This is a genomic window from Lacinutrix undariae (assembly GCF_052934785.1).
This window is the reverse complement of record NZ_CM128809.1, coordinates 2,574,307-2,600,068: the sequence shown is the minus strand read 5'-3', so window position 1 is coordinate 2,600,068 and position 25,762 is coordinate 2,574,307. Positions and strand designations below refer to the sequence as shown.

Here is a 25,762-nt window from a genome sequence, read left to right as displayed (position 1 = left end):
GTGTTTTTACCCAGTAAAAAATTGAGCTTATTTTATTTTATCTCGAAGTGTTTTTCTATCTATTTGAAGAATTTCGGCAGCTTTAGATTTATTATTATTTGTAGCTTCTAAGACTTTTAAAATGTGTCTTCTTTCAACCTCCTTAAGCGACTGTAAGCTATCATCTTCAGGAAAATCTATTTTGTATTTTAAATGCTCAGGAAGATCTTTAACCTCAAGTTGTCTGTCACACATAATTATAGCGTGCTGAACACAGTTTTCAAGTTCCCTAATATTACCAGGCCATGGATAACGCATTAAGACTTGAAGTGCTTCTTCTGAAATTTTAAGCAGTTTATCTTTGTACTCTACTCCGTATTTGAATAAAAATTTATCAACTAATAACGGAATATCCGATTGACGTTCACGTAAAGTTGGCACTTTTATTTGTACAACGGTTAACCTGTAATATAAATCTTCTCTAAACTCTCCAGATTTTACACGTTCTTGTAAGTTTACATTAGTTGCAGCAATAACTCGCAAATCTATTTTTTCTGATTTTTGAGATCCCACTTTAGTCACCTCTTTTTCTTGTAAAACCCGTAATAATTTTAACTGAGTTGCTATTGAGGCATTTCCTATTTCATCTAAAAATAGAGTGCCTTTATTAGCCGCTTGAAATAATCCGTTCCTAGTCTCATTTGCACCTGTAAAAGCACCTTTAGTGTACCCAAACAATTCGGCTTCCAATAAATTTTCAGGAATTGCGCCACAATTAACCGCTATAAATGGAGCCGTTCTAAATTTACCCATATAATGGATAGAACGGGCAACAACTTCTTTTCCTGTACCACTTTCTCCAGTAATTAAAACCGTCGCCTTATTATCTTTTACGCGTTTTATAACATCGGTAACCTTTTGTAAAGCTGAAGATTGCCCTATCAATTCTCCATATATTTTTTCTTCGGAAACGTTGACTTTTGGAAGGCTATTTTTTCTGTTTTGTAAAGTTTTAGCCACCGCAAGTCGTAATTCTTCTTTAGTAAATGGTTTGGTGAGATACTCCATCACTCCCGATTTCATAGCTTCTAAAGCGCCATCAATAGAAGGATACCCTGTGACCACCAATTTAGGTAGGTCTGGGTAATGTTCTGAGGCATATTTTACCAACTGTAAACCATCTACTCCTGGCATTTTAAGATCTGTAATGAGTAAGCTAATAGATTGATCTTTTAAAATCTCAACCGCTTCTTTTACTGAAACCGCTTTATAGGTATGATAATTTAATGATTGAAGATGACGCTGTAAGAGTTCTAAAATATGAACATCATCATCTACAATTAAAATATTTTCTTTATTTAAAGTCATTATTATTGCTTTGGGAATACGACTGTAAAAGTAGTACCTTTTATTGAATTTTGTTGCTGTGTGATACTACCTTTATGACTTTTAACAATCCCATGTACCACACTCAATCCCAACCCAGAACCTTCTCCTACGGGTTTGGTAGTGAAAAACGGATTAAAAATAGAGTCACTTACTGATTTTGGAATCCCCGAACCTTCGTCCTTAATTTTTAAAACCACTTCATCACCTGTTGGTGCTTCTATTGAAATTAGAATGTGTCCCTTTTCAGGTGAAAAATAAATGGCATTAATAACTAGATTAAAAATAACTTGTGTGATTTGAATAGGATCAACACGTAACTGCATATCATCATTTGCATATTCCACCTTATAAGTGAGTCCCTTTTTATCAAAATTAGGTTTGAGTAAACCAACAGCATCATTAATAATAGGAATAACATTAGTAAACATCATCTGCTGAGGCATTTCACAAGAAAAAAACATTAATTTCTTTACAACCTCCCTTGAAAAAATAGCACTAGTCATTATTTTATTTAAATCGTTTGAAGCGACCTCATCATCAATAAAACGTTCTTTTAATAATTCGGTAAAACCTAAAATATTAGCTAGTGGTGTATTTAACTCATGAGCAATACCCGCTGTAATTTCTCCTAAAATACTTAAACGATCGGTACGTTCCATTTGTCGCTTTACTAACGCTTCGTTATCTACAATTTGTTTCCGTTCTAATAAGCTACCAATCTCTAAAGCAATAGTTGCTAACAGTTGCTCTTCTTCTTGTAAGAAAACATCGGTGTCGTATTTCTCTTTTGAATAACCAACCTTTATACTGCCTATAATTTGATTAAATCGTTTTATAGCAGAAATCATATATACTTTATCACCGCCTTGATGTCCTGCTACAATTATAACATCATTAATTTTAAAGGCTACCGAGGCATCATCACTGTAATGCAAAGCATCTTTTAAACTTAATGCTATAGCATCCCAAGTTGGTTTTAAGTTTTGTAAATCGCTATTAACGATAAAAGAACTAACATTATATAAACATGTTAGCTCTTTTATGCGTTCTTTAAGTTTGTCTTCTGTTGAAGTCATTAAAAAAAAAATATTATGTTACAAGACGTTATCAATAATTTCTTGTACACATTCTGGGTTTAGTAATGTACTTGTATCTCCTAAGTTATCCGTTTCGTTTTCTGCTATTTTACGTAAAATACGTCGCATAATTTTTCCACTTCGTGTTTTTGGCAAGCCGTTAGTAAATTGAATTTTATCTAACTTCGCAATAGGTCCTATTTGTTCTGTAATTAACTGATTAATTTCTTTACGAAGATTATCGTGTTTTCTACTTTCTCCTGTTTCTTTTAAAGTAACATAACCGTATAGTGCGTTTCCTTTAATATCATGAGCAAAACCTACAATTGCACTTTCTGCTACTGCTGGATGTTCATTAATAGCATCTTCTATAGGAGCGGTTCCTAAATTATGACCAGATACAATAATAACATCATCTACACGACCTGTAATTCTGTAATAACCTACCTCATCACGTAAAGCACCATCACCAGTGAAATACATATTAGCATAAGCTGAAAAATAGGTATCCTTATAACGTTGGTGATTTCCCCAAATGGTCCTAGCTATACTAGGCCAAGGAAATTTTATACACAATCTACCATCCACTTGATTTCCTTTAATCTCTTGTCCATGCTCATCAATTAATGCAGGCTGAATTCCTATAAAAGGTAAAGTGGCATAGGTTGGCTTTGTTGGGGTAGCAAATGCGATTGGGGTAATCATAATACCTCCTGTTTCGGTTTGCCACCAAGTATCTACAATTGGCGCTTTTTTCTTACCAACATTATCATCATACCAGTGCCATGCTTCTTCATTAATAGGTTCTCCAACAGTACCTAATACTTTTAATGATGATAAATCGTGTTTTTCTAAATGCTCTACGCCTTCTTTCGCTAGGGCTCTAATAGCGGTTGGCGCAGTATAAAACTGACTCACTTTATGCTTTTCTACAATCTCCCAAAAACGACCAAAGTCTGGGTAGCTTGGTACACCTTCAAATAATACTGTAGTTGCTCCATTACATAATGGACCATAAACAATATAACTATGCCCTGTAATCCAACCTATATCTGCAGTACACCAATACACATCTTGTTCTCTATATTGAAACACGTTTTTAAACGTATATGCTGTGTATACCATGTAACCTGCAGTGGTATGCACCATTCCTTTAGGTTTTCCTGTAGATCCTGATGTATATAAAATAAATAAAGGATCTTCTGCATCCATAATTTCTGGTACACAATCATGATAAGCCTCATCCAATAACGGTTGTAGCCATTTATCACGTCCGTCCTGCATATTAATATCTGTATTAATACGTTTTGCCACTAATACGGTGTTTACTCCTGGACAGTCCTCTAAAGCCTCATCAACAATACCTTTCAAATCAATTGTTTTTGCACCACGATAAGACCCATCACTCGTCACTACTAATTTACAATCACTATCGTTAATTCTCGTTGCTAATGCTGTAGAAGAAAATCCTGCAAATACAACCGAATGTATAGCACCTATTCTTGCACAAGCTAAAACAGAAACGGCTAATTCTGGAATCATTGGCAAGTATACACAAACGCGATCTCCTTTTCCTACACCATGCTCTTTTAATACGTTAGCAAATCTACATACACGTTCATGTAGTTCTCTATAAGAAATATGAAGTGCCGCTTCGTCTGGACTATTAGGCTCAAAAATAATAGCGGTTTTGTCTCCTCTTGTATACAAATGTCTATCAATACAATTTTCTGTAATGTTTAATTTAGCGCCTTCAAACCATTTAACTTCTGGTTTATTAAAATCCCAACTTAAAACGTTATCCCATTTTTTACGCCACATAAAATGCTCTTCAGCAATTTCTTCCCAAAAACTTTCTGGATTCCTAACGGATTTACGGTAAACTTGATAGTATTCTTCTAAATGCTTTATGTGATAATTACTCATGTTTTGTGTGTTTAAATTTTAAGTACATATTATTATATACGCACCATACTTTATTTTTTTGTGGCCTGTTTTATACGACCTTTATTTTTAATCTAACAGTGTAGTCTCTTATTTAAAACCCCCTATATGATGGGTTTCATATACCAATTTAATTTCGTCTATAATACTAATATCATCAATCGTTGATGGAATATTATACTGTTGCTCATCTGCAATATGTCGCAACAATTTACGAAGAATTTTTCCACTTCGCGTTTTTGGTAATCGATTAACAACCAACACCTCTCTAAAACAAGCTACAGCTCCAATTTCGCGTCGCACATCTTGTATAATTTCTTTTTGAATAGTTTCATGTTCTGAAAGAACTTCCGTTTTTAAAACAATTAATCCTAAAGGTTTTTGACCTTTAAGTTCACAATGCACACCAAAAACAGCACATTCTGAAACCGACTGGTGAGACGCTACAATCTCTTCCATTTCGGCGGTTGATAATCGGTGTCCTGCCACGTTAATAATATCATCTACGCGACCTGTAATAAAGATATAACCATCTTCATCTTTATAACCACCATCTCCAGAAAAATAATAACCTGGAAAACGCTTTAAATACCCTGCCTTAAATCGGTCTGGGTTACCCCAAAGATTACTTAAGGTGCCTGGTGGTAATGGCAATTTTACAGCCACATAACCTTCTACACTAGAAGCGACTTCTTCACCTTCTTCATTTAAAATCTGAATATCATAACCACAAACAGCTAAACTTGCCGAACCTGGTTTTATCTCCTGTAAACCAACACCAACCATATTAGAAATCATAGGCCAACCACTTTCGGTTTGCCACCAATGGTCAATAACAGGAATATTTAATTTATCTTCTGCCCAATTTAAAGTAGACACATCGCAACGTTCACCGGCTAAAAACAAATATTTAAAGCAGGATAAATCAAAACGCTTAAGCATATGTCCGGTAGGATCTTCTTTTCTAATCGCTCTAATAGCTGTTGGAGCAGTAAACATTGCTTTTACTTGATGCTCGCTAATAATGCGCCAAAACGCTGAAGCATCTGGTGTTTTTATAGGTTTTCCTTCAAAAAGTATAGTTGTATTTCTGTTTAATAATGGTCCGTAAGCTATAAAACTATGACCAACAACCCAACCTACATCACTTGCAGCCCAAAAAGTTTCGCCTTCATCTACTCCATAAACATATTTCATGGAGAATTTTAAAGCCGTAGCATAACCACCAATATCTCTTATCACTCCTTTTGGAGTTCCTGTAGTTCCTGAAGTATACAATACATAAGACGGATGTGTTGAAGGTAAAGACACCGCTTCTACTGAAGGTGACTTTTCAACCAAATCTGTATAGTTTATATCGTAGTCTTTCTTAGGAATCTCAACACCTAATTGCCTATCAAAAACAATAACATGTTTTGGTTTATTTTTTGCTTTAACAATAGCATCATCTACAAAAGGTTTATAAGGAATAATCCGTTTTACCTCAACACCGTTTGATGCCGTAATAATAGCTTTAGGTTTACAATCGTCAATTCTAATTGCCAACTCATGCGGGGCAAAACCACCAAATACAACCGAATGTATGACACCTATTCTAGCACAGGCTAACATAGCATACAAGGCTTGCGGAATCATAGGCATATAAATAATGCACGTGTCGCCTTTTTGCAAGCCTAAACTTTGCAAACCACCAGCTAGTTTAGAAACTTCATGGTGTAATTGATTAAAGGTTATATGTTGTTTTGTATTTGTAACTGGTGAGTCATAAATAATGGCATTTTGAGTTTCAAAACCATCATTAATGTGTTTATCTATACACAAATAACTTAAGTTAAGTTCACCGTCTTCAAACCACTGATCGTAGTTATATTTATCTTTTGACAAGATGATTTTAGGTGTTTTAAACCACTCTAAATTGTGAGCCTGTTCTTGCCAAAACATTTCTGGTGATGTAATACTTTTTTTGTAAAATTCTTGATAGTACATGGTTATTATTTTTTAGAGTTAAACAAACCAAACCAATTAGGGTTAAGTACTTTTAGCTTTATTAATGACCAAAGAATAGCCACAAAACAAACTCCCATGACTATAGAAAGCATAGGACTTACATTGGTTTGACTTTCAAATTTAAACCTAAAAAAAAGTGTCACAATAACGTAAATACTTATAAGTATATCTGACGCTAATGCATTAATGTGAAATTTCATGTTTTTAATCTTTAATTAAACTTAGTTTGTTTGCACACAAAACCAATTTTAATTAAACTCAAAAAATACTTTTTAAGTCACAAGCTCCAATATTTCTGAAACTATTTTTTTTACTGAAAAAGGTTTTGTTAAATACTTATCTGCTCCTAATTTTAATCCTTTTTCAATATCTGAAGCTTTATTTTTAGCCGTCAAAAACACCACTTTGGTATCCTTTAAGCTCTCTGTGTTTTTTATATGTGTCAAGGTTTGATAGCCATCAACATTTGGCATCATTATATCTAATAATATAACATCTGGAATATACTGCTTTAAAATATCTAAAGCTTCACTTCCATCCCTTGCTATAAACACTTCAAAATCTTGTTTTTTAAACGTGTATTCTAATGACATCACAATATTAGGCTCGTCATCTACAATTAAAATTTTCTTCTTCATATTTATGACAACAATTTACTTAAAAGGTATGGTAAAAACAAGTATTGCGCCTTTTTTAACGTCTTTTTTTGCCCAAATTTTTCCATCATGCTTTTCTACTATTTGTTTTGTAATCGCTAAACCTAGTCCGCTACCTTGTGGTTTTAGTGTGTTTTGGTGTTGTGATTGATAAAATTTATCAAATATAAAATCATGATCTTCCGGTGGAATCCCTTTACCATTATCGGTTACAGAGATTTCTACATAACCATTTCCTAATTTAAAATCAACGATAATCACACCTACTTTTTCATTACAAAACTTAATCGCATTAGATAGCAAATTCGTCAATACCTGAAGGATGCGATCTTCATCATAAGTTGCTTTAAAACTATGCACATTCTTAGTAATAATTTTCACCTCTTTTTTAGCTGCAACCTGAACAATACTATTTATGGCTTTTGCAATGGTTTTTTGAAGGTCTTGATATTGCAAATCTAAATGTAAACGCCCTGTCTCAAACTTTTCAAAATCTAAAATATTATGTATTAATCGCCCTAAACGGTCGGAATCTTGAAGTATATTCTTTAAAAACTGGGTTTTAATTTCAGGAGGCATATCATCCTCTTCATCCATTAACAACTCCGTGGCGGCACGAATACCTGTAACAGGTGTTTTAAGCTCATGCGCTACCGTATCTAAAAATTCATCTTTTTGCTTATCTTTAGACAGCAACTCTTCATTGGCATCTTTCAATTTTGAAGATAACTGAGATAGCTCATTAGATTTATCCAACAATGCTTTATTACTCACAATGTTTTCTTTAGATTCTTCTAAAATCTTCAACACTTCAACCAAGCTAATCTGTTCTTCTTTTACCACACTCGCTATTAATATTTTGGCTGATGCCGAACCAATGCTTCCCGTTAGGAGTTTTTCTGAAAAATTAATTAATCGCGCATCGGCCAATTGAGTATCTTGTGGCAGCTTGTATTTTGTAAAGAAAATCTTCAATGCCCTCGTAGCTCTTTGTTCTCCTAAAAAACGAATTAGTACATTTTTAATATCTATAACGTGAGCTTCTCCTTTCCAAACCAAAGCATTATCTTGAAGTGTGGCAAAGTTTTCACTATCTACAAACATTTCGGCATAATTACGCTCTCTATAATTTCCTTTGCTGGTTAATGAAAACAACAAATAGGCCATGATATTAAAAGTCATACTCCAAAAAAATGCATGCGCTGGTGGACTTAAAAAATGGATACCAAATAAAGCATAGGGTTTTAATACCGAGAGACCTAATAAACCAAACTGTGTAAAATTATCGGTTCCGGTGTAAGCTTGGAGTGTAAATGGCAATACCAATGTGTAAATGGTTATAAAAAAGCCAATAAGTATCCCAATAATCGCTGCTCTTGAAGATCCACGATTCCAATATAAACCTATAAAAAATGATGGTGCTAATTGAGAGATAATGACAAATGATATCAAACCAATAGAATACAGAGATAATTCTTTTGAGAATGATACATAAAAGAAATATGCTGAAATTATGATTGTAAAAATAGAAATACGACGAATGTTTTTAATGTATTTTGAATTACGTTCTGGTTGATTTTTAATAAATTTATCTAAAAATCCATAAGGAATAATTAAATTATTACTCACCATCGTTGACAACGCCAAAGTAGATACAATAACCATAGATATTACTGCTGAAAAACCACCTAGAAACACCAAAGTTGCTAAAAACGAATTCCCGTGTTCTAAGGGTAATAACAAGGAATAATATTCTGCATTTTCAGTAGAACCAAACGTTATTTTTCCGGCCCAAGCTATAAAAATCACAAACATATTAAACAGCAATAAATACAATGGAAATAACCAAATTGCCTTCTTTAAATGTTTTTCTCTATTGTTTTCTAAAACTGATACTTGAAATTGTCGTGGCAATAAAAATATAGCCATAAAAGACAAACCGATTAAGAAAAACCAATTAAAACCATCTTCTACCCCATCAAGCGTAGTGAGTTGCTTAAAGTTTTCTGCTTTTGAAATTTGATTGTAAATATCCGTAGTACCATCAAACAGATAAAATGTAACATACACTCCAATAGCTAAAAAGAACACCAGTTTTAAAACCGACTCAAAAGCTACAGTAGCAATAATACCTTTGTGTTTTTCGGAAGCATCTGCATGCTGTGTTCCAAAAAACGTGGCGAATATAGCTAGTAGTAAAGCTACATAAAATGTAGAATCGTCCATGACCGTTGTAGATACATAACTGGTATCATCAGACATGATTTCGAAGGTTTCTGAAACGGCTTTTAGTTGTAGCGAAATATAAGGTAAGGTTCCAAATAAACAAACAATAGTAACTAACGCCCCCAAAAACCGACTGTTACCATAACGTAAAGAGATAAAATCGGCAATTGATGAAATTTTATGTTGTTTGGAAATCCTAATAATTTTCCGAAGTACTACAATCCATAATGGCGCAGCAATTACTGGTCCTAAATAAATAGATAAGAAATTGATCCCTGAATTTGCGGCAATCCCCACACTTCCATAATACGTCCAAGCTGAACAATATACGGCTAAAGATAAGGTGTACACGTATGGATTATTCACCCATTTACTTTGGCGTTTTTTTTCAGCAAGAAAAGCCAAATAAAAGAGTACCGCCAAATAAATGACAATGATGGTTATTAACGCGTAGTTATTCATAGTGACGTTTTAATACGATATACGAAATAACGATAGACAACAACCAAATTGAAAATATAGAAAAATACAATACAGGAATTCCTAAAACAACACCTTCAACATTAAAAACAAGAATGAACGGGATATTAAAAATTAAAAACAAAGCTAGAGCTAAGACAACAAGCTTTTGTTCGTGACGTTTTTTCATATGATCTTTTTATATAAAACTATTTTTAGCAACCTCAACGCGATACAGATTGCGTTACAATTTTGATTATTTTACTAATATAAGAAATCAGCACTACATAAATGTAATGCTGATTTGCAAACTAACTAAACTAAAAATCAAGTCGATTATTTTTAAACTAATTGCTAAAAATTAAAATCTATACTTAATACCTTAATGATCTTGAGCTTCTCCTGCTCCAGAAGGAATTCTAATACTTTCAACCATATCTTGTACGTCTTGTGGTGGTGCTGGCGTTAAACGTGATACGACTAATGATATCACTATATTTACACTCATCGCAATCGTTCCAAATCCTTCAGGCGATGTTCCAAACCACCAATCTTCACTTGTACCGCCACCAAACATGTCTAGTTTAAATTTCATCATATAAAATAACATTAAAACAATACCTACAATCATTCCTGAAATAGCACCTTGACTATTCATTCGTTTATCAAATATTCCTAAAATAATAGCAGGAAAAAAGGAGGCTGCGGCGAGACCAAAGGCGAGCGCGACGACTGCAGCAACAAACCCCGGTGGATTAATCCCAAAATATCCTGCAATTAATATCGCTATAAAAATGGCTATTCTAGCGACTTTTAATTCATCTTTATCCGAAATATCTGGTTTCAATTGTTTTTTAACCAAATCATGAGATACAGATGTTGAGATAACCAATAATAATCCTGCGGCTGTTGATAATGCAGCTGCTAATCCTCCTGCAGCAACTAAGGCAATAACCCAATTGGGTAAATTTGCAATCTCCGGATTTGCCAATACCATAATATCCTTATCAACATACAATTCATTTTGTGCAGTACTAACATTAGATACTATACGTTCTCCATGCACACCGCGAGCTTCTGTGTATAGTGGCTTTTTACCAGATAAAGCATCACCTGCTACATATTGTATTTTTCCATCACCATTTTTATCAGACCATGCTATTAATCCTGTATTTTCCCAGTTTTTAAACCATTCTGGAATATTTTTGTATTCTTTATTACTCACCGTTTCTATTAAATTTGTTCTTGAAAACACTGAGATTGCTGGAGCTGTAGTATATAAAATAGCTATTAAAAATAAAGCATAACCTGCAGATTTACGAGCATCTTTCACTTTAGGTACGGTAAAGAAACGTACAATAACATGTGGTAAACCAGCTGTTCCTGTCATTAACGCCAAGGTTATTGCAAAAACATCCCAAGTTGATTTTGTACCGCTTGTATATTCATGAAAACCGAGTTCTGTATGTAATTTATCTAATTTATCGAGTAAGAATTCGCCACCTTCTACAGATCCACCCATACCTATTTGAGGAATAATATTTCCGGTCATTTGCATAGAGATAAAAAATGCTGGTACCATAAAAGCAAAGATTAACACGCAGTATTGTGCCACTTGTGTATAGGTAATACCTTTCATACCTCCTAAAAGAGCAAAGGTTAAAACAACCGTCATTCCAATAATAACCCCCAGATTAATATCTACTTGTAAAAACTGAGAAAACACAATACCTACGCCTCGCATTTGACCTGCAACGTATGTAAAAGAAACAATTAATGCGCAAATTACAGCTACCGTTCTTGCTGTATTTGAGTAATACCGATCTCCAATAAAATCGGGAACCGTAAACTTTCCAAACTTACGTAAATAAGGTGCTAATAATAAGGCTAAAAGCACATAACCACCAGTCCATCCCATAAGATATACGGAGCCGTCATAGCCTGAAAAAGAGATCAAACCTGCCATACTAATAAAGGAGGCAGCACTCATCCAATCGGCTGCGGTAGCCATACCATTTGCTAAGGGAGATACGCCTCCTCCAGCAACATAAAATTCTTTTGTTGAGCCGGCTCTAGCCCAAATTGCGATTCCAAAATATAAGGCAAAAGTAAGTCCTACTAATAACCACGTCCAAAATTGTACAGTCATAATTTCTTGTTTTTTTAAAAAAGTTATTAGTAATTACTACTCGTCGTAGCCATATTTTTTATCTAGGTTATTCATTAATTTTACGTAAACGAATATCAGAATAACGAATACATATATGGAGCCCTGTTGCGCAAACCAAAAGCCGAGTTTAAAACCTCCTAGCCTAAATTGATTTAATTCTTCTCTAAATAAAATTCCACAGCCAAAGGACACTATAAACCAAATAACAAGTAATATGGCTAAATACCTTATATTCTCTTTCCAATATGCAGAAGCATTTTTTTGTTTTTCATTCATAGTTTTTGTTTTTATAGATAAATCATCGCTTGTAATGAAATAATAGTCTCATCTAAAGCACCAAATTGTTGATTTTTATACTCTAAGGTTAATTTGGAATTGTGTCCGCTCATATAAGCATTTACACCAACACCTAATGTTGATCTGTCATCGCTAACGGCATCATAGCTATGCGTACCATAACTTACATAAGGTTGGTATCTTGTTTTAGCTAAGTCACCTTTAAAAACATATCCTACATGACTATAAATCATACTTCCTGTACCATAAGCACTATACAAGTAATTTTTACCGTAGTTACTATTTTGATATACCGCATAAGCAGTAATAGCACTTCCATTGTCAGTTAAAGGCACATCGTAAAAAGCATCTACTGCAAATATGGAAACATCTTCGCCTTCTAAATTAGGGTTTAATGCCGTTCCTGTATCTATAACAGCGCCTTTAGGATGCAAAAAGAAACCTGCACCAACATTAAATATTTTTTTTCCACCTAAATAACTCCCTACTTTATACGGTAAGAAGTTTGACTCTTGATCTAAGAAATTATAATCGAAATAACCTGCGTAAGTTTTACCAGCATCTTTCGAACCTAAAGTTGCACGACCATTATAGACAGCATCTCCACCTGCAACAGCAGTTCGAGCGTCTAATGTTGAAACTGATGCATCATTAATAGCAACACGATATTGTAATTTATCGAATTTACCTTTTGCAAAGACACCTAAATGACGTGCAAATTGATCGGACAAGCCAATAGTTGCCCAAGATTGACGATTATTATCTAACGTCATCATGTTAAGTGTACTTTGATTGTTTAATCTAGAAATACCATTAAAGTAATGCAAACCACCACCAACTGTGTGGTCTTTACCTAAATTGTATTGTGCCCAAACGTCATGAAAAAAGAGTTGTGAGCCATCCCCTGTTCCTGTGGGACTTAATGTAGAACTGGTTAAACTATTTAATCCAAAATGAGTAACGATAAGAAAATCCTCATTAATTTGTGCGAACATTAATATTCGAGCCCGACGTAAATTAAAATTTAACGGACTATTCTCATTACCATTAGTATCAAAAGTCTCATCGGTATTGTAATTGGCTTGAATTTGCGCCCATGAAATTAATCGCAGATATTTGGACCCATCTTCATTGAATTTAAATTTCAGACCCCCTGTGTAATCTGGAGAGCCTTGAGCATTTATAAATTGAAAGGTCATTAAAAAAAAACCTACCAATAAAAGTGTCTGTGTTTTCATTGTTTAAAAGATTGGTTAGTAGTTAATTGGTTTTGTGTGCACTACTAAGCTCTTAAAAACAATGTGTTAACAAAAAAACAATATATCTTTTTGCTAATTTACTATACTAATCTTTAAATCGCTCCCACTTAATGAGCATAAACTTATCTCCTAACTCAGTCACAACAACACCTGCACCTTTTATGTTTTCTGAATTACTAAAGTAAATCGCCAATTCTGAAGCGTTTAAAATCTTATATGTAGGATGATAATTTGAATTATAAGGGCGTTTTATATTGTATTTTTTCACCCAATTCATAATACTTACGTGAGAAATCCCTAAAATACGTTCAATTTCGCGATAGGTCAAGCCTTCTAAATATAATTGTAGCGATTTATTAACGTAGTAGTCATCTATCTTCTTACCTATTTTATTTACAGAGAAAAAATAATTGCATTTTTTACACTTATAACGCTGTCTATCATTCACTATTCCACTCTTAATGTAATGGTCCGACCCACAGTTTGGACACAAATCTACAGTCATATATATTAATTTAGCATAAATATATAAATTTAGCAATATAAATAAAACAGAATTGTTAAAAACTTAAATATTTTCAACAAAAAAGCCCTAAAATCAAGAATACTTATGATATTTAGAGCTTAAACTGTTAAAATGAAAATACAGAGAACAATACCGGTGTTTAGGGATTAAAAAAGGCGTCTTCCGCTTTGGTTAGCAATCTTGAATGAATTAAAAAACGCAACCCTAAAGGAATTTCTAAAGAGAAACTAGCACCACGGCCTTTTGTAACATCTACAGTAAGATGGGTATGTTTCCAGTAGTTAAACTGATCAATATTCATATAAAAATTTACACCTGAAACGTCTCCTAATAATACATCACTTTCATCAAGATACATGGCGTCTTTTTCAAAAATCATTGGTGCCGATCCATCACAACAACCGCCACTTTGATGAAAAATAAGAGCTCCATGTGTTGCTTTCAGTTGTTCTACAATCTTTACCGCTTCATCAGTTATAGCTATTCTTTTCATATTATAATTAATTTAAAAAGGCTGAATATTTCATATCCAGCCTAAAGTTAAAAATAGAGGGGTATTAATGGTTTAAAAGAAACCTTGTTTATTTTTATCGTAAGAGATAAGCATATTTTTATTTTGACGGTAATAGTTAAGCATCATCACATGGTTTTCTCTACCAAATCCAGATTTTTTATACCCTCCAAAAGGCGCATGTGCCGGATAGGTATGGTAACAATTTACCCAAACTCTACCAGCTTTTATAGCTCTTGGTATTTGATAGAGTTGGTGGGCATCACGCGTCCAAACTCCAGCACCTAATCCGTAAAGCGTATCGTTTGCAATTTCTAAAGCTTCGGCCTCATCTTTAAACTTGGTAACACATAATACAGGTCCAAAAATTTCTTCTTGAAATACACGCATCTTATTATGACCTTCTAAAATGGTTGGTTTAATATAAAATCCGCTAGCTAAATTACCATCCAATGTATTTGCGGCTCCTCCTGTAAGTACTTTTGCACCTTCTTCAACTCCTATTTTTAAATAAGATTGAATTTTCTCATACTGATCTTCGGAAGCCTGAGCACCCGCCATAGTATTGATATCGTAAGGATTGTCTTGAATAATGGCTTCGGTACGAGCGATAACACGTTCCATAAATTTATCATAGATATCTTCTTGTACTAATAATCGTGACGGACAGGTACAAACTTCTCCTTTATTAAAAGCGAATAATACCGCACCTTCAACAGCTTTATCTAAGAAAGCATCATCATGATCCATTACAGAGTTAAAGAAAACATTTGGCGACTTCCCTCCTAATTCCATTGTTACAGGATTTAGGTTTTTTGAAGCATATTGCATAATCAACTGTCCTGTTGTAGTTTCCCCTGTAAAGGCAACTTTATCTACTTTTGCACTCGATGCTAACGGTTTTCCAGCTTCTGGTCCAAAACCATGTACTACATTTACAACTCCAGGAGGAAACACATTGGCAATTTTCTCCATTAATAAGGTCGCAGATGCTGGAGTTTGTTCAGCAGGTTTTAAAACCACACAATTTCCGGTAACTAATGCTGGTGGTAATTTCCACGATAACATTAATAAAGGAAAGTTCCACGGAATAATCTGCCCAATAACACCTAAGGGTTCTTTTATATTCATAGATAAGGTGTGCTCATCTAACTCCGTAGCACTTCCTTCTTCAGAGCGAATACAAGCTGCAAAATAACGCCAGTGATCTATAGCTAAAGGCACATCGGCATTTAAAGTTTCACGTATTGGTTTTCCGTTATCACAGGTTTCTACTAAGGCAAATTCTTCTAAATGTTCCTGAATAATATCAGCCACTTTATTTAATAATGTAGAACGCTCGGTTGCTGAGGTATTTCCCCATGCGTCTTTTGCAGCATTTGCAGCATCTAAAGCTAACTCTACATCTTCTTTTTGTGATCTTGGGTATTTAGCAATTAAACTATTATCTATTGGAGAGGTGTTTTCAAAATATTGCCCACCTATTGGTGCTACAAATTTTCCATTTATAAAATTGTCATATTTCTCTTTAAATTGCGGTTTTGAATAACTCATGTAATTTTGTGTTAAATTAATAATTAGACATTTATTTAATCTTAAAAATAGATTATCTTTATTTTTTATAAAGTTATTTTATCATATTCTAATTCCCTTGAACATATTTATCATAGTTTTGAACATATCTATTATTAACAAATTTGTGAATTATTTTTTATAACATTAAGTATGAAATCACTATTAAATACACATAGAAGTAACAGGAAGATGACTACTTTAGTAGAAAACAGAACAACCTACAATGCCGATTATGCTGAACTTAATATTTTTGAAACTCATGCTTTTGCCGAAAAAGTGTCTCTAACTTTTAACTTCCCCATTATTGCGAGTATGCTCACTGGAAAGAAAGTTATGCATCTTGACGGTTTTGAACCTTTCAATTTTTTTCCTGGCGAATCTGTAGTAATGCCAACCAATAAAGAAATGGTTATTGATTTTCCTGTGGCAACCACAAAAAAACCAACACAATGTTTAGCTTTAGGTATTGATGCTTTTAAAATTGATGAGGTTGTTGAGAAATTTAATCAGCAAGTAGCTATTGAAAATGAAAATAATACTTGGAATTTACAGGAAACAACATCTCATTTAATTAATAACGCAGATGTTAACCACTTAATAGAACGCCTAACCTATACGTTTACCAATAGCAACAAATCAAAAGATGTGTTATTAGATTTAATGATTCAGGAATTAATTATTAGACTCTTACAAACCAAAGCAAAATCTTTAATATTAAACGATCCACATCACATTTTTAACGACACCAGAATAGGAACTGTTATAAAATTCATTAAAGAGAACCTCACTAATAAAGATATTAGTGTTGATCTTTTAGCAAAAAAAGCTTATATGAGTACCTCTCATTTTCACAAACAATTTAAAAACACCTTAGGGATTTCGCCTATTGATTATATCAATTCTGAAAAAATTAAGTTTTCAAAAAAACTGATTAAAGAGTCTGTAGATGTTAGAATGTCGGAAATTGCATTCAAATCCGGTTTTAATAATACGAGTTATTTCAACAGACAATTTAAAAAAATGGAATTAATGACACCGCAACAGTTTAAACTGTCTTTACATAAATCATAAAAGGAGTCAATTCTCATGTGTCGTACGTCCTGTTTAGACACAGTTAAAAACAATTCAACCTAAAAAACAAATAAGATTTCATTGATCTTTTGAATTTAAAATAATTAAAGCCTAATTTCGCTTATCATAAACAAGTTCTTTATTTAATTTCATAAAAAAGAAAAGGTGACACTTAATCGTGCATTAAAAGGGAATCGTGTGAAAATCACGAACTGTCGCGCAACTGTAAGTAACACAAAAAGTACCATCGCTTAATATCCACTGTATATAAACGGGAAGGATGATGATAACTGTTACAAGTCAGGATACCTGCCATTTCTAAGACGACTTTGCTTTCGCGATTTGAAGCCTGAGGTCCCAACATACAAGTAACATACATTATCTATTATTAGGTAATTTGTGGACCTCTATGTGTACCCCTACTTTTATCATGTGTATTGCAAAGCAGAAATTCTGCTAAAAAACATTTAACTAAACTTAAAAACACATGCAATCACAAATCACCCCAGACATTGAAGATAAAATTAAACGTGCTGAGACACATATTTTCAAAGCTGTTTTCCCTAACACAACCAATCATTACGACACCCTTTTTGGTGGTACAGCTATGCATTTAATGGATGAGGTTGCTTTTATAACTGCAACACGTTTTAGCCGCCAAAGAATGGTTACCGTATGTAGCGATCGTATTGATTTTAAAAAACCTATTCCTGCAGGAACTATCGCTGAACTGATAGGTAAAATCACCTACATAGGAAATACGAGCTTAAAAGTGTCTGTAGAAATATATATCGAACAAATGTATTCTGAACATCGCGAAAAAGCGATACACGGAGAATTTACATTTGTAGCAATTGATACTAATAAAAAACCTATCAAAATCATGAAACAGTAAGTTTCAGATACAAAAAAACCTCGCCATAATTGATAGGCGAGGTTTTTTATAGTAATTGTTTGAAGCCTTATTTTAAATACGCTAAAACATTTTGTGCTATTCTATTTTCAATATCGCTAACGTCACCTTTTACAAAAGTTTCACCAGTAATATTTTCGTATAATTCAATATAACGTTCAGAAACCGATGTAATATATGCGTCTGTCATTTCTGGAACAGTTTGTCCTTCTAAACCTTGAAAATCATTAGCGATTAACCATTGGCGTACAAACTCTTTTGATAATTGTTTTTGAGCTTCTCCTTTATCTTGACGTTCTTGATACCCTTCAGCATAAAAATAACGTGAAGAGTCTGGCGTATGAATTTCATCAATTAATACAATCTTACCGTCTTTAGTTTTTCCAAATTCATATTTAGTATCTACTAAAATCAAACCTCTAGAGGCAGCTATTTCCGATCCGCGTTTAAAAAGTTTACGTGTATAATCTTCTAAAACTATATAATCTGCTTCCGAAACAATACCACGTTTTAAAATAGCTTCGCGAGAAATATCTTCATCATGATCGCCCATTTCTGCTTTGGTAGCTGGCGTAATTATAGGCTCAGGAAAAGCATCATTTTCTTTCATCCCTTCTGGCATCGCAACACCACAAAGTTCACGTTTTCCTAATTTATATTCTCTCGCTGCATGACCAGACATATAGCCACGAATTACCATTTCAACCTTAAAAGGCTCACACAATAACCCAACGGCAACGTTAGGATCTGGAGTGGCAGTTAACCAATTAGGAACAATATCTTGGGTAGCATCCATCATTTTGGTGGCAATCTGATTTAATATTTGTCCTTTATAAGGAATCCCTTTAGGCATCACCACATCAAAGGCACTCAATCTATCGGTGGCTACCATGACCAACTCGTTGTCATTGATATTATAAACGGCTCTTACTTTTCCTTTATAAAAACTTTTTTGTCCTGGAAAATTGAAATTAGTATCTGTTATTGTATTACTCACTGTGTATTAGTTTATGTTGTTGTTGTTGTTCTATTTTTAATTTTAATCTCTATTTTCAATACTCTTATAAGCTTCAATCACTTTTTTAACAAGTTTGTGTCTTATGACATCTTTATCATCCAAATGAATAATACCAATGCCTTTTACATCTTTTAAAACCAATAAGGCTTCTTTAAGTCCAGAAATTGATCGACGCGGTAAATCTACCTGTCCAGGATCTCCGGTTAGTAAAAACTTAGCATTTTTCCCCATACGGGTTAAAAACATTTTCATTTGTGCATGTGTGGTATTTTGTCCTTCATCCAAAATCACAAAAGCATGATCTAAAGTTCGTCCACGCATAAAGGCTAAAGGGGCAATTTGTATGGTTCCGTTTTCAATAAATTGGGCTAGTTTTTCGGCAGGAATCATATCACGTAACGCATCGTAAAGCGGCTGCATATAAGGATCTAATTTTTCTTTTAAATCTCCAGGCAGGAATCCTAAATTTTCTCCTGCTTCTACTGCTGGGCGAGTTAAAATAATACGTTTTACTTCTTTATTTTTTAATGCTTGTACTGCCAAAGCAACACCGGTATAGGTTTTCCCTGTTCCCGCAGGACCAATAGCAAACACCATATCATTTTTACGCATGCTTTCTACTAAGCGGCGTTGGTTAAAGGTTTGTGCCTTAATCATTCGGCCACCTACACCATGTACAATAATCTGACTACTTTTTTCTGAAGTGGCAAGCGCTTCGCTGTTTTGACTAGCAATTACACGTTCAATCACGTTCTCATCTAATGCATTGTATTTTGAAAAATGAGCCATCAACATTTTCATTTTACGATCAAAATCGTCTAGAAGCTCATCTTCGCCATAAACTTTAATTTCATTACCTCGGGCAACAATTTTTAATTTAGGAAAATGCTTTTTAAGCAGTTCAATATTTACATTTTGGGCTCCAAAAAACTCTTTTGGAGATATTTCTTCCAGTAAGATTATAAGTTCATTCAAAAGCTATGTGATTTAATAAATTAATCTGTTTTCTTTTAGTAGTTTTGTACTGTAACAAATCTACACAATTTTAAGCGAGGAAAGATTAAAAAAATATCAACATTTAATATATGGCAATAATCACATTAACAACTGATTTTGGTGAGAAAGATCATTTTGCAGGAGCAATAAAAGGCGCTATTTATAGCGAACTTCCTGAAGTGAGAATTGTTGATATTTCTCATTCTGTAGCACCGTTTAACATCCCTGAAGCCGCTTATATTATTCAGAATGCCTATAGTAGTTTTCCTAAAGGAACTATTCATCTTATTGGAATAGATTCTGAATTAAACCCTGAAAACAAGCATATTGCACTGCAACTAAATGGCCATTATTTTATTTGTGCAAATAACGGAATTATGAGTATGATTTGTGCTGAAATTGCACCCGATAAAATTGTAGAAATTAATATTCATGACAGAACTGCTACAAGTTTTCCTGTTTTAGATATTTTTGTTAAAGTGGCTTGCCATATTGCACGTGGCGGAACACTTGAAGTAATTGGAAAAGTTATTAACACCATTAAACCTATTACAAATTTAACTCCGTTTGTAAATGACGACAAAAACCAAATTATTGGTAGCGTGATTTATATTGATAATTATGGAAATGTAGTCACTAATATTAAGCGTAATTTCTTTGAAAATATTCAAAAAAATCGTCGCTATATCATATCAGCACGAAACTATAAATTTAAGACCGTACATAATAAATATAGTGATGCGATAGATTTTAATATTCCTGAAGAGAAACGCCATGATGAAGGAAAACGACTCACCGTTTTTAACGCCTCTAATTACCTAGAAATTGCCGTTTATAAAAGTAATAGCGCAACTATAGGAAGTGCTTCTACCCTTTTAGGATTAAAAATGAGAGATACGGTAACTGTTAACTTTTTAAAAGACGAATAAATGTTTGTACGCATAGTAAAATTGAGTTTTGAGCCTTCACATATTGATACTTTTCTTGAGAATTTTGAAGCTCAAAAAAAAGATATTAGAGCCTTTAAAGGCTGTCAGTTTTTAGAATTATACCGCGATAAGCAACATACAAATATCTTTTTCACCTATAGTTTTTGGGAACATGAAGATGATTTGGAAGCTTACAGACACTCTAGCTTATTTAAAGGAATTTGGGCAAAAACAAAACCTATGTTTAATGCCAAAGCCGAAGCTTGGAGTGTAGATAAATTAGCGAGTTTACAGTAGCGTTTTATCTTGTTATTGCTTGTTTGTAATGAGTGTAGACCTTAATATTTAACTTTAATTATTAAATCGCACATAAACTTCTTATGTTAGCATTGTACTAATAATAATATTTATAGTTATTAATACTATTATTAGCACTCGTTACAAACGAGCGCTAGCGGCGTGTCTTGGACTTTTTTACTACCAGGTAATACTATATCTCTGCCGTTCGGGTCTATATATAAAATGGGGTTATTCTCTGTTTAGTTTATTATAATCTAAAATTCTAATTAATTTACTTTTCCTATAATGTTCTAAAATTAATTGCCCTTTATGCTTTGATATAGAATCTCCTAGTTTAAAATAATTTTCCCATTCGGCTTCAACTTGAAATTCACATTCATTTGTTTTTAAAATCATTATATTATGATTCATTTTTTGTCTATAAATGGAATCTACTTTACCTGAACAATAATCATCAATTACATAATCTAAATATCTTTCTTTGGCTGTTCTATTATCAATTATTGTATTAAAAAAAACATACCCAAACAAAAAGAATATTGGTATTGCCATAACAGAGACTACTATTAGCTTATCTCCGTTGCTTATATTAAAATCTTTCATTTTTAGAATGTTTTTGTAGTTCCAAATGAATACATGCCTCCAGCTCCCCAACCTCCTCCTGACCCTATGCCTAAATGATCACTATGGTACCAATAACCATCGTATTTACTAGCATCGTGCATAAAACTATTTAAATACTACCTTCTTGTACTCTCTACTCATAAACCTAAAACACAAAAAAACTAAACCTTTATAGCGTAGTTTTTTGTTATTACCGTTACAGTACTCGTTAGAGCGCTAGCGGGGAAAACAACTATCATCAGGACTTAATCCAATTACTTCATACAGAACTCCGTCAATATCTACATATTTTCCATAATTTCCGATGTAGTTATACTCCGTATCTTTTTCTACTTCAGTAAATTTTGAACAATCCTTTTTATCAGGAATAGCATTTGTTTTGTAGTAACTGTTATACGCTTCCGGAATATCGCTTGCACATATCTTTTTCAACGTAAGTGTATATACTGTATTTTCTTTTAAATGACAGTTATAGAATATCCCTCGATTAATGATTTGTGCATTTCTCTCATCAAAAGGAACTTTGATATTTACTTTCAAAGTGTCTTTATCCTTTATAAATGTTAGTTCATCATTTACAAAACTTTTATTTTTGGTTTCCTTGTATTGGTAACCAATATAACGTAATGTCACTTTTTCTTGTGCCTTACAACTAAAGAAAGTAAGCAACATTATTCCATATAACATTAATATTCTCATGGTACTTTCTTTGCTGATTTTAATTCCCCTGTTCCTACTACTCTTAATTCTGTAATCTCTAAAGGTCCGATAAACTGACCTGTTCCTTTTGTCGTGGAAGTTGCTCCTTGTTGTAATTGGAACTTATTCTTGGAATTATATTCATATATCACGTTTTGATACCCATTTTGCGGTGCTCCCGTTTCATAATCCCTTCTTGTTGTGATTGTGTTATCTCCAACAAGTTCTCCATAAATTACTCCCTCTACTCCTAAACTTGCTTGGTGTGCTGGGTCATATGCTCCGCCTACCTGAACTTCATTTAAGAAGTGTCCTATTGCTGCACCTTGTAAAGCTGAACTTGCACCTCCTAAAGTTTTCAAATCGGAAATGTCTATTTCCATCTTTGAATAACTATCTATAAATACTCCTTTATCATCTCTTTTGTCCCCTACCAAATTCATAGTACAAACGCCTTTAGCACCTATCCCAGATTGAATAGTATTTATTAATGTTTGTGATTTAGCACCCTTAAAGTTTGCATCAACTCCTACAAATGTAAGTTTGTTATTTATGATAGAGTAATTATTTCCAGTAGATGCGTGTAGCATCTTAACATAAGCGTCTTGGGCTTTTTTACTACCAGATAATACTATATCTCTGCCGTCCGGGTCTATATATAAAATGGGATTATTCGCACAATAGGCAAAAGATGATATTGATGGATACTTCTCCGCCAACGGGTCCACACTCAACCAAGTACTCCATTTAGGGTTGTAATATCTTGCTCCGTAATAGTAGTTGCCAGTTTGCTTCATATACTTATTTCTATAGAATCAGCGAATCTCCTTCCTCGATTTCATCATCTAACTCTTTGCCGTTAAACTTAAATGGGGCATTATAGCTATTTTGGTGCTCGTCTACTAGGGTTTCGCCAAATGGTAAATATTCCATATGTTGCGACACAATTCCTATTCTATATCCAAACTAAAATAAGAGTTTTGACAAGTTTTTTCACCTATAAAATACTCACCTGAACTTGCTCTAAGACTAAAAAAATACAAATCCGTAAGTGAATCAAAATTATAAATAATATTATTTTCTTCACAAATTATAAATTTTCCGGTCTGTAATGACGACATTAAAAACAGAGGTGGCACAATATTAACTGTTCTATCAAATGAAATTTTTTGTCCAATGTCCAATTGATGAATGTCAACAATATTAGAATAAAAATTTATTTGTATGTTTCTAAAGATGTCATCACTATCATAAAAAGAAATTTTAAGACCTTGTAATCTCTTTTTAGATTTTCTTGAAATTTTAATATTACTTCCATTACTATTTGATGTAACTGAAATAACATTAAAATCATTAAAGTGATTTAGATTAATTTTTTCAACTCCTGTAATCTTGTATGAAGTATTAATATTAAAATTTGATTCATCAACTTGAATAAAATATCTTAGTAAGTTATTCTCTTGATTGTTATTCAATATATTAATATTTAAGCAAGAGAAAAAGAAAAAACTAATTAAAAAAACTAAAGAGTAAATTAAATTGATTTTACTTAGAAACATCCCATTTATAGTATTTTTTTTCTTCTGTTTTTTTCATTTCTAAAATTTCGATTTATAAACTGAGTTGCTTTTATTTCTTCTGTTTTATTATCTTTAATAACACCTTTATTCATTCTATAACTATGAAATAGTTCATGAAATAATGTTAGCGTCTTATTTTTTTTATGCGGACCTTCTATTGAACGATTTCTTTCTTTATTAATTTTGTCCTTTTTATGATTAATAAATATGTAAGAACCATCACCTTTACCATTTTGTTCGTCTTTAGGCTTATTTCTTCCCAAACGTCTTTTTTTTGGTCATAATCATTAATCTCGGCATCGGTTGCCGAGGAGTAATCTGGCATCGGAATTGGGTTCCTTAAGTCCTCTAATTTATAGTCATACAAGCTTTTAGCCTGAGAATTACTGCCAAGATTAACATCATTACTTTGTATTATTGTATGTACCTTTTTATCCTCTTTGAGTGCCTTAATCATTGATCGTGTTTCTTTAGTACCAAAATGGATTGGGCAAATATTCTCAGCTTAGCACCTAAATTAAACCAAGAAGTATTGTTCTCATGGTATTCAATCTGCATCCCATCTGGATCAATATACTTTATTGGATTTTGAGCAACATAAGCATAAGAAGATATACTTGGGTACTTCTCCGTCAACGGGTCCACACTCAACCAAGTACTCCATTTAGGGTTGTAATATCTTGCTCCGTAATAGTAATTACCCGTTTGCCTCATACGTTTATTTTTATGGAATCAGCGAATCTCCTTCCTCGATTTCATCATCTAACTCTTTACCGTTAAACTTAAATGGGGCGTTGTAGCTATTTTGGTGCTCGTCTACTAGGGTTTCGCCAAATGGTAAATATTGCCTCCTCATAGTCGGCGAATCTTTTATATAGACAATGCTACGCATTGAACAAGTTTATTTCGATTTCCATATGCTGTGTGACATCTCCGTTTGTGTTTGTAATATACGAAGAACTTCCTAAATGATCACTATGGTAGCAATAGCCATGGTATTTACTAGCATCGTGTATTAAACTTGACATACTACCTTCTTGTACGGGGGTTTTAAGCTTATACTTTGTTCTAATTTGTTGTAGGTCTTTATTAAACCTTCATTATCTAGTTCGCTAACAGCATCTGTAGCAGCTCTATTATTTGCTTATTACCCTAATCTTACCGCTTCACAGGTAAAACACATCATTATGGATAGTGGTATTGAGTACACTTTTCCTGTAAAAACACCTACAAAAGAAGATAAAACAAAAACAACACCTTTTAACGAAATATCTAAATCTGGTAAAATTGTAAATGTATATAATGCACTTATTATGGCTGATGAAATTTCTAAAGAAGTAAAATAACTATAACAAGTAAAAAGCAACCATAAATTATGGCTACTTTTTTACATAATATTTTTACAAATTATAAAAAAATGTAATGTTTTATATAGTTATGCTTACTCTTACCGACGGTCCTAAATTAAGAAGTCTCAATGTTTTTTTTATGTTTTAATATCTTTACTTTCTTATTTTGTATTACAATTTCCTGTATACTGAGTAATCACTTTTGGTAA

27 protein-coding genes, 1 pseudogene and 1 riboswitch are annotated in these 25,762 nt (G+C 33.2%); of the genes and pseudogenes, 5 read left to right on the top strand and 23 right to left on the bottom strand.

Annotation, left to right across the window (positions count from 1 at the left end; translation table 11 throughout):
* Positions 1-27: 27 nt before the first annotated feature.
* From ACU4C5_RS11660 to ACU4C5_RS11595, 14 genes are all read right to left on the bottom strand, one after another.
* Complete coding sequence (locus ACU4C5_RS11660; protein WP_446844384.1) at positions 28-1,347, bottom strand: sigma-54-dependent transcriptional regulator; 1,320 nt, start codon at positions 1,345-1,347, stop codon at positions 28-30.
* Between the two features lie 2 nt (positions 1,348-1,349).
* Positions 1,350-2,444, bottom strand: coding sequence for a sensor histidine kinase (locus ACU4C5_RS11655; RefSeq protein ID WP_446844383.1), 1,095 nt, complete (start codon positions 2,442-2,444; stop codon positions 1,350-1,352).
* Between the two features lie 18 nt (positions 2,445-2,462).
* The gene (gene acs, locus ACU4C5_RS11650; protein WP_446844382.1) at positions 2,463-4,370 is read right to left on the bottom strand and encodes an acetate--CoA ligase; all 1,908 of its coding nucleotides are present in this window, start codon (positions 4,368-4,370) and stop codon (positions 2,463-2,465) included.
* Positions 4,371-4,478: 108 nt separating this feature from the next.
* Positions 4,479-6,374 carry an AMP-binding protein gene (locus tag ACU4C5_RS11645; protein WP_446844381.1) on the bottom strand — a complete coding sequence of 632 codons (1,896 nt, stop codon included), beginning with the start codon at positions 6,372-6,374 and terminating at the stop codon, positions 4,479-4,481.
* Between the two features lie 5 nt (positions 6,375-6,379).
* On the bottom strand, positions 6,380-6,595 hold the full coding sequence (locus ACU4C5_RS11640) for a hypothetical protein (protein ID WP_446844380.1): 216 nt from the start codon (positions 6,593-6,595) through the stop codon (positions 6,380-6,382).
* 72 nt (positions 6,596-6,667) lie between these two features.
* Positions 6,668-7,033: a response regulator transcription factor gene (locus tag ACU4C5_RS11635; protein WP_446844379.1), complete on the bottom strand. Its 366-nt coding sequence runs from the start codon at positions 7,031-7,033 to the stop codon at positions 6,668-6,670.
* A 15-nt stretch (positions 7,034-7,048) separates the two neighbouring features.
* A complete protein-coding gene (locus tag ACU4C5_RS11630; RefSeq protein ID WP_446844378.1) occupies positions 7,049-9,739 on the bottom strand; it encodes an ATP-binding protein in 2,691 nt (896 codons plus the stop codon).
* On the bottom strand, positions 9,732-9,926 hold the full coding sequence (locus tag ACU4C5_RS11625) for a hypothetical protein (RefSeq protein ID WP_446844377.1): 195 nt from the start codon (positions 9,924-9,926) through the stop codon (positions 9,732-9,734). The genes ACU4C5_RS11630 and ACU4C5_RS11625 overlap by 8 nt, the downstream gene beginning before the upstream one ends.
* A 192-nt stretch (positions 9,927-10,118) precedes the next feature.
* On the bottom strand, positions 10,119-11,885 hold the full coding sequence (locus tag ACU4C5_RS11620) for a sodium:solute symporter family protein (protein WP_446844376.1): 1,767 nt from the start codon (positions 11,883-11,885) through the stop codon (positions 10,119-10,121).
* 36 nt (positions 11,886-11,921) lie between these two features.
* Positions 11,922-12,182 carry a DUF4212 domain-containing protein gene (locus ACU4C5_RS11615; protein ID WP_446844375.1) on the bottom strand — a complete coding sequence of 87 codons (261 nt, stop codon included), beginning with the start codon at positions 12,180-12,182 and terminating at the stop codon, positions 11,922-11,924.
* An 11-nt stretch (positions 12,183-12,193) separates the two neighbouring features.
* Positions 12,194-13,441 (bottom strand): hypothetical protein, encoded by a 1,248-nt coding sequence (locus tag ACU4C5_RS11610; RefSeq protein WP_446844374.1) that lies wholly within the window; start codon positions 13,439-13,441, stop codon positions 12,194-12,196.
* Between the two features lie 106 nt (positions 13,442-13,547).
* On the bottom strand, positions 13,548-13,967 hold the full coding sequence (locus ACU4C5_RS11605; RefSeq protein WP_446844373.1) for a transposase-like zinc-binding domain-containing protein: 420 nt from the start codon (positions 13,965-13,967) through the stop codon (positions 13,548-13,550).
* Positions 13,968-14,127: 160 nt separating this feature from the next.
* Complete coding sequence (locus ACU4C5_RS11600; RefSeq protein WP_446844372.1) at positions 14,128-14,481, bottom strand: DUF779 domain-containing protein; 354 nt, start codon at positions 14,479-14,481, stop codon at positions 14,128-14,130.
* 72 nt (positions 14,482-14,553) lie between these two features.
* Positions 14,554-16,053: an aldehyde dehydrogenase family protein gene (locus ACU4C5_RS11595; RefSeq protein ID WP_446844371.1), complete on the bottom strand. Its 1,500-nt coding sequence runs from the start codon at positions 16,051-16,053 to the stop codon at positions 14,554-14,556.
* Positions 16,054-16,224: 171 nt separating this feature from the next.
* Between ACU4C5_RS11595 and ACU4C5_RS11590 the strand changes: the two genes are divergently transcribed.
* Together ACU4C5_RS11590 and ACU4C5_RS11585 are read left to right on the top strand one after the other, a co-directional pair.
* Positions 16,225-17,145 (top strand): AraC family transcriptional regulator, encoded by a 921-nt coding sequence (locus tag ACU4C5_RS11590; RefSeq protein WP_446844370.1) that lies wholly within the window; start codon positions 16,225-16,227, stop codon positions 17,143-17,145.
* A 146-nt stretch (positions 17,146-17,291) separates the two neighbouring features.
* Positions 17,292-17,476, top strand: a riboswitch (cobalamin riboswitch).
* Between the two features lie 156 nt (positions 17,477-17,632).
* Complete coding sequence (locus ACU4C5_RS11585; RefSeq protein ID WP_446844369.1) at positions 17,633-18,040, top strand: acyl-CoA thioesterase; 408 nt, start codon at positions 17,633-17,635, stop codon at positions 18,038-18,040.
* 67 nt (positions 18,041-18,107) lie between these two features.
* Here the strand turns inward: ACU4C5_RS11585 and ACU4C5_RS11580 are convergent, their stop codons facing one another.
* Positions 18,108-19,055, bottom strand: coding sequence for a phosphoribosylaminoimidazolesuccinocarboxamide synthase (locus ACU4C5_RS11580; protein WP_446844368.1), 948 nt, complete (start codon positions 19,053-19,055; stop codon positions 18,108-18,110).
* A 42-nt stretch (positions 19,056-19,097) separates the two neighbouring features.
* Positions 19,098-20,051, bottom strand: a complete 954-nt coding sequence (locus ACU4C5_RS11575) for a PhoH family protein (RefSeq protein WP_446844367.1) — start codon at positions 20,049-20,051, stop codon at positions 19,098-19,100.
* Between the two features lie 110 nt (positions 20,052-20,161).
* On the opposite strand from ACU4C5_RS11575, the gene ACU4C5_RS11570 reads away from it, so the two are divergent.
* The gene (locus tag ACU4C5_RS11570) at positions 20,162-21,001 is read left to right on the top strand and encodes an SAM hydrolase/SAM-dependent halogenase family protein (RefSeq protein WP_446844366.1); all 840 of its coding nucleotides are present in this window, start codon (positions 20,162-20,164) and stop codon (positions 20,999-21,001) included.
* A complete protein-coding gene (locus tag ACU4C5_RS11565; RefSeq protein WP_446844365.1) occupies positions 21,002-21,298 on the top strand; it encodes a putative quinol monooxygenase in 297 nt (98 codons plus the stop codon).
* A gap of 231 nt (positions 21,299-21,529) precedes the next feature.
* Here the strand turns inward: ACU4C5_RS11565 and ACU4C5_RS11560 are convergent, their stop codons facing one another.
* The 7 genes and pseudogenes from ACU4C5_RS11560 to ACU4C5_RS11530 form a co-directional block, all read right to left on the bottom strand.
* Positions 21,530-21,904 (bottom strand): hypothetical protein, encoded by a 375-nt coding sequence (locus tag ACU4C5_RS11560; protein ID WP_446844364.1) that lies wholly within the window; start codon positions 21,902-21,904, stop codon positions 21,530-21,532.
* 237 nt (positions 21,905-22,141) lie between these two features.
* Positions 22,142-22,558: a hypothetical protein gene (locus tag ACU4C5_RS11555; protein ID WP_446844363.1), complete on the bottom strand. Its 417-nt coding sequence runs from the start codon at positions 22,556-22,558 to the stop codon at positions 22,142-22,144.
* 62 nt (positions 22,559-22,620) lie between these two features.
* Positions 22,621-23,214, bottom strand: coding sequence for a hypothetical protein (locus ACU4C5_RS11550; protein ID WP_446846472.1), 594 nt, complete (start codon positions 23,212-23,214; stop codon positions 22,621-22,623).
* A 111-nt stretch (positions 23,215-23,325) separates the two neighbouring features.
* Positions 23,326-23,421: pseudogene (locus tag ACU4C5_RS11545) on the bottom strand (RHS repeat-associated core domain-containing protein); the annotation flags it as partial.
* Between the two features lie 153 nt (positions 23,422-23,574).
* Entirely contained in the window at positions 23,575-24,099 is a 525-nt protein-coding gene (locus ACU4C5_RS11540) for a hypothetical protein (RefSeq protein WP_446844362.1), read from the bottom strand.
* Positions 24,100-24,188: 89 nt separating this feature from the next.
* Complete coding sequence (locus tag ACU4C5_RS11535; RefSeq protein WP_446844361.1) at positions 24,189-24,467, bottom strand: M91 family zinc metallopeptidase; 279 nt, start codon at positions 24,465-24,467, stop codon at positions 24,189-24,191.
* 190 nt (positions 24,468-24,657) lie between these two features.
* Positions 24,658-24,918: an RHS repeat-associated core domain-containing protein gene (locus tag ACU4C5_RS11530; RefSeq protein ID WP_446844360.1), complete on the bottom strand. Its 261-nt coding sequence runs from the start codon at positions 24,916-24,918 to the stop codon at positions 24,658-24,660.
* 473 nt (positions 24,919-25,391) lie between these two features.
* Between ACU4C5_RS11530 and ACU4C5_RS11525 the strand changes: the two genes are divergently transcribed.
* Positions 25,392-25,550: a hypothetical protein gene (locus ACU4C5_RS11525; protein ID WP_446844359.1), complete on the top strand. Its 159-nt coding sequence runs from the start codon at positions 25,392-25,394 to the stop codon at positions 25,548-25,550.
* Positions 25,551-25,762 lie beyond the last annotated feature (212 nt).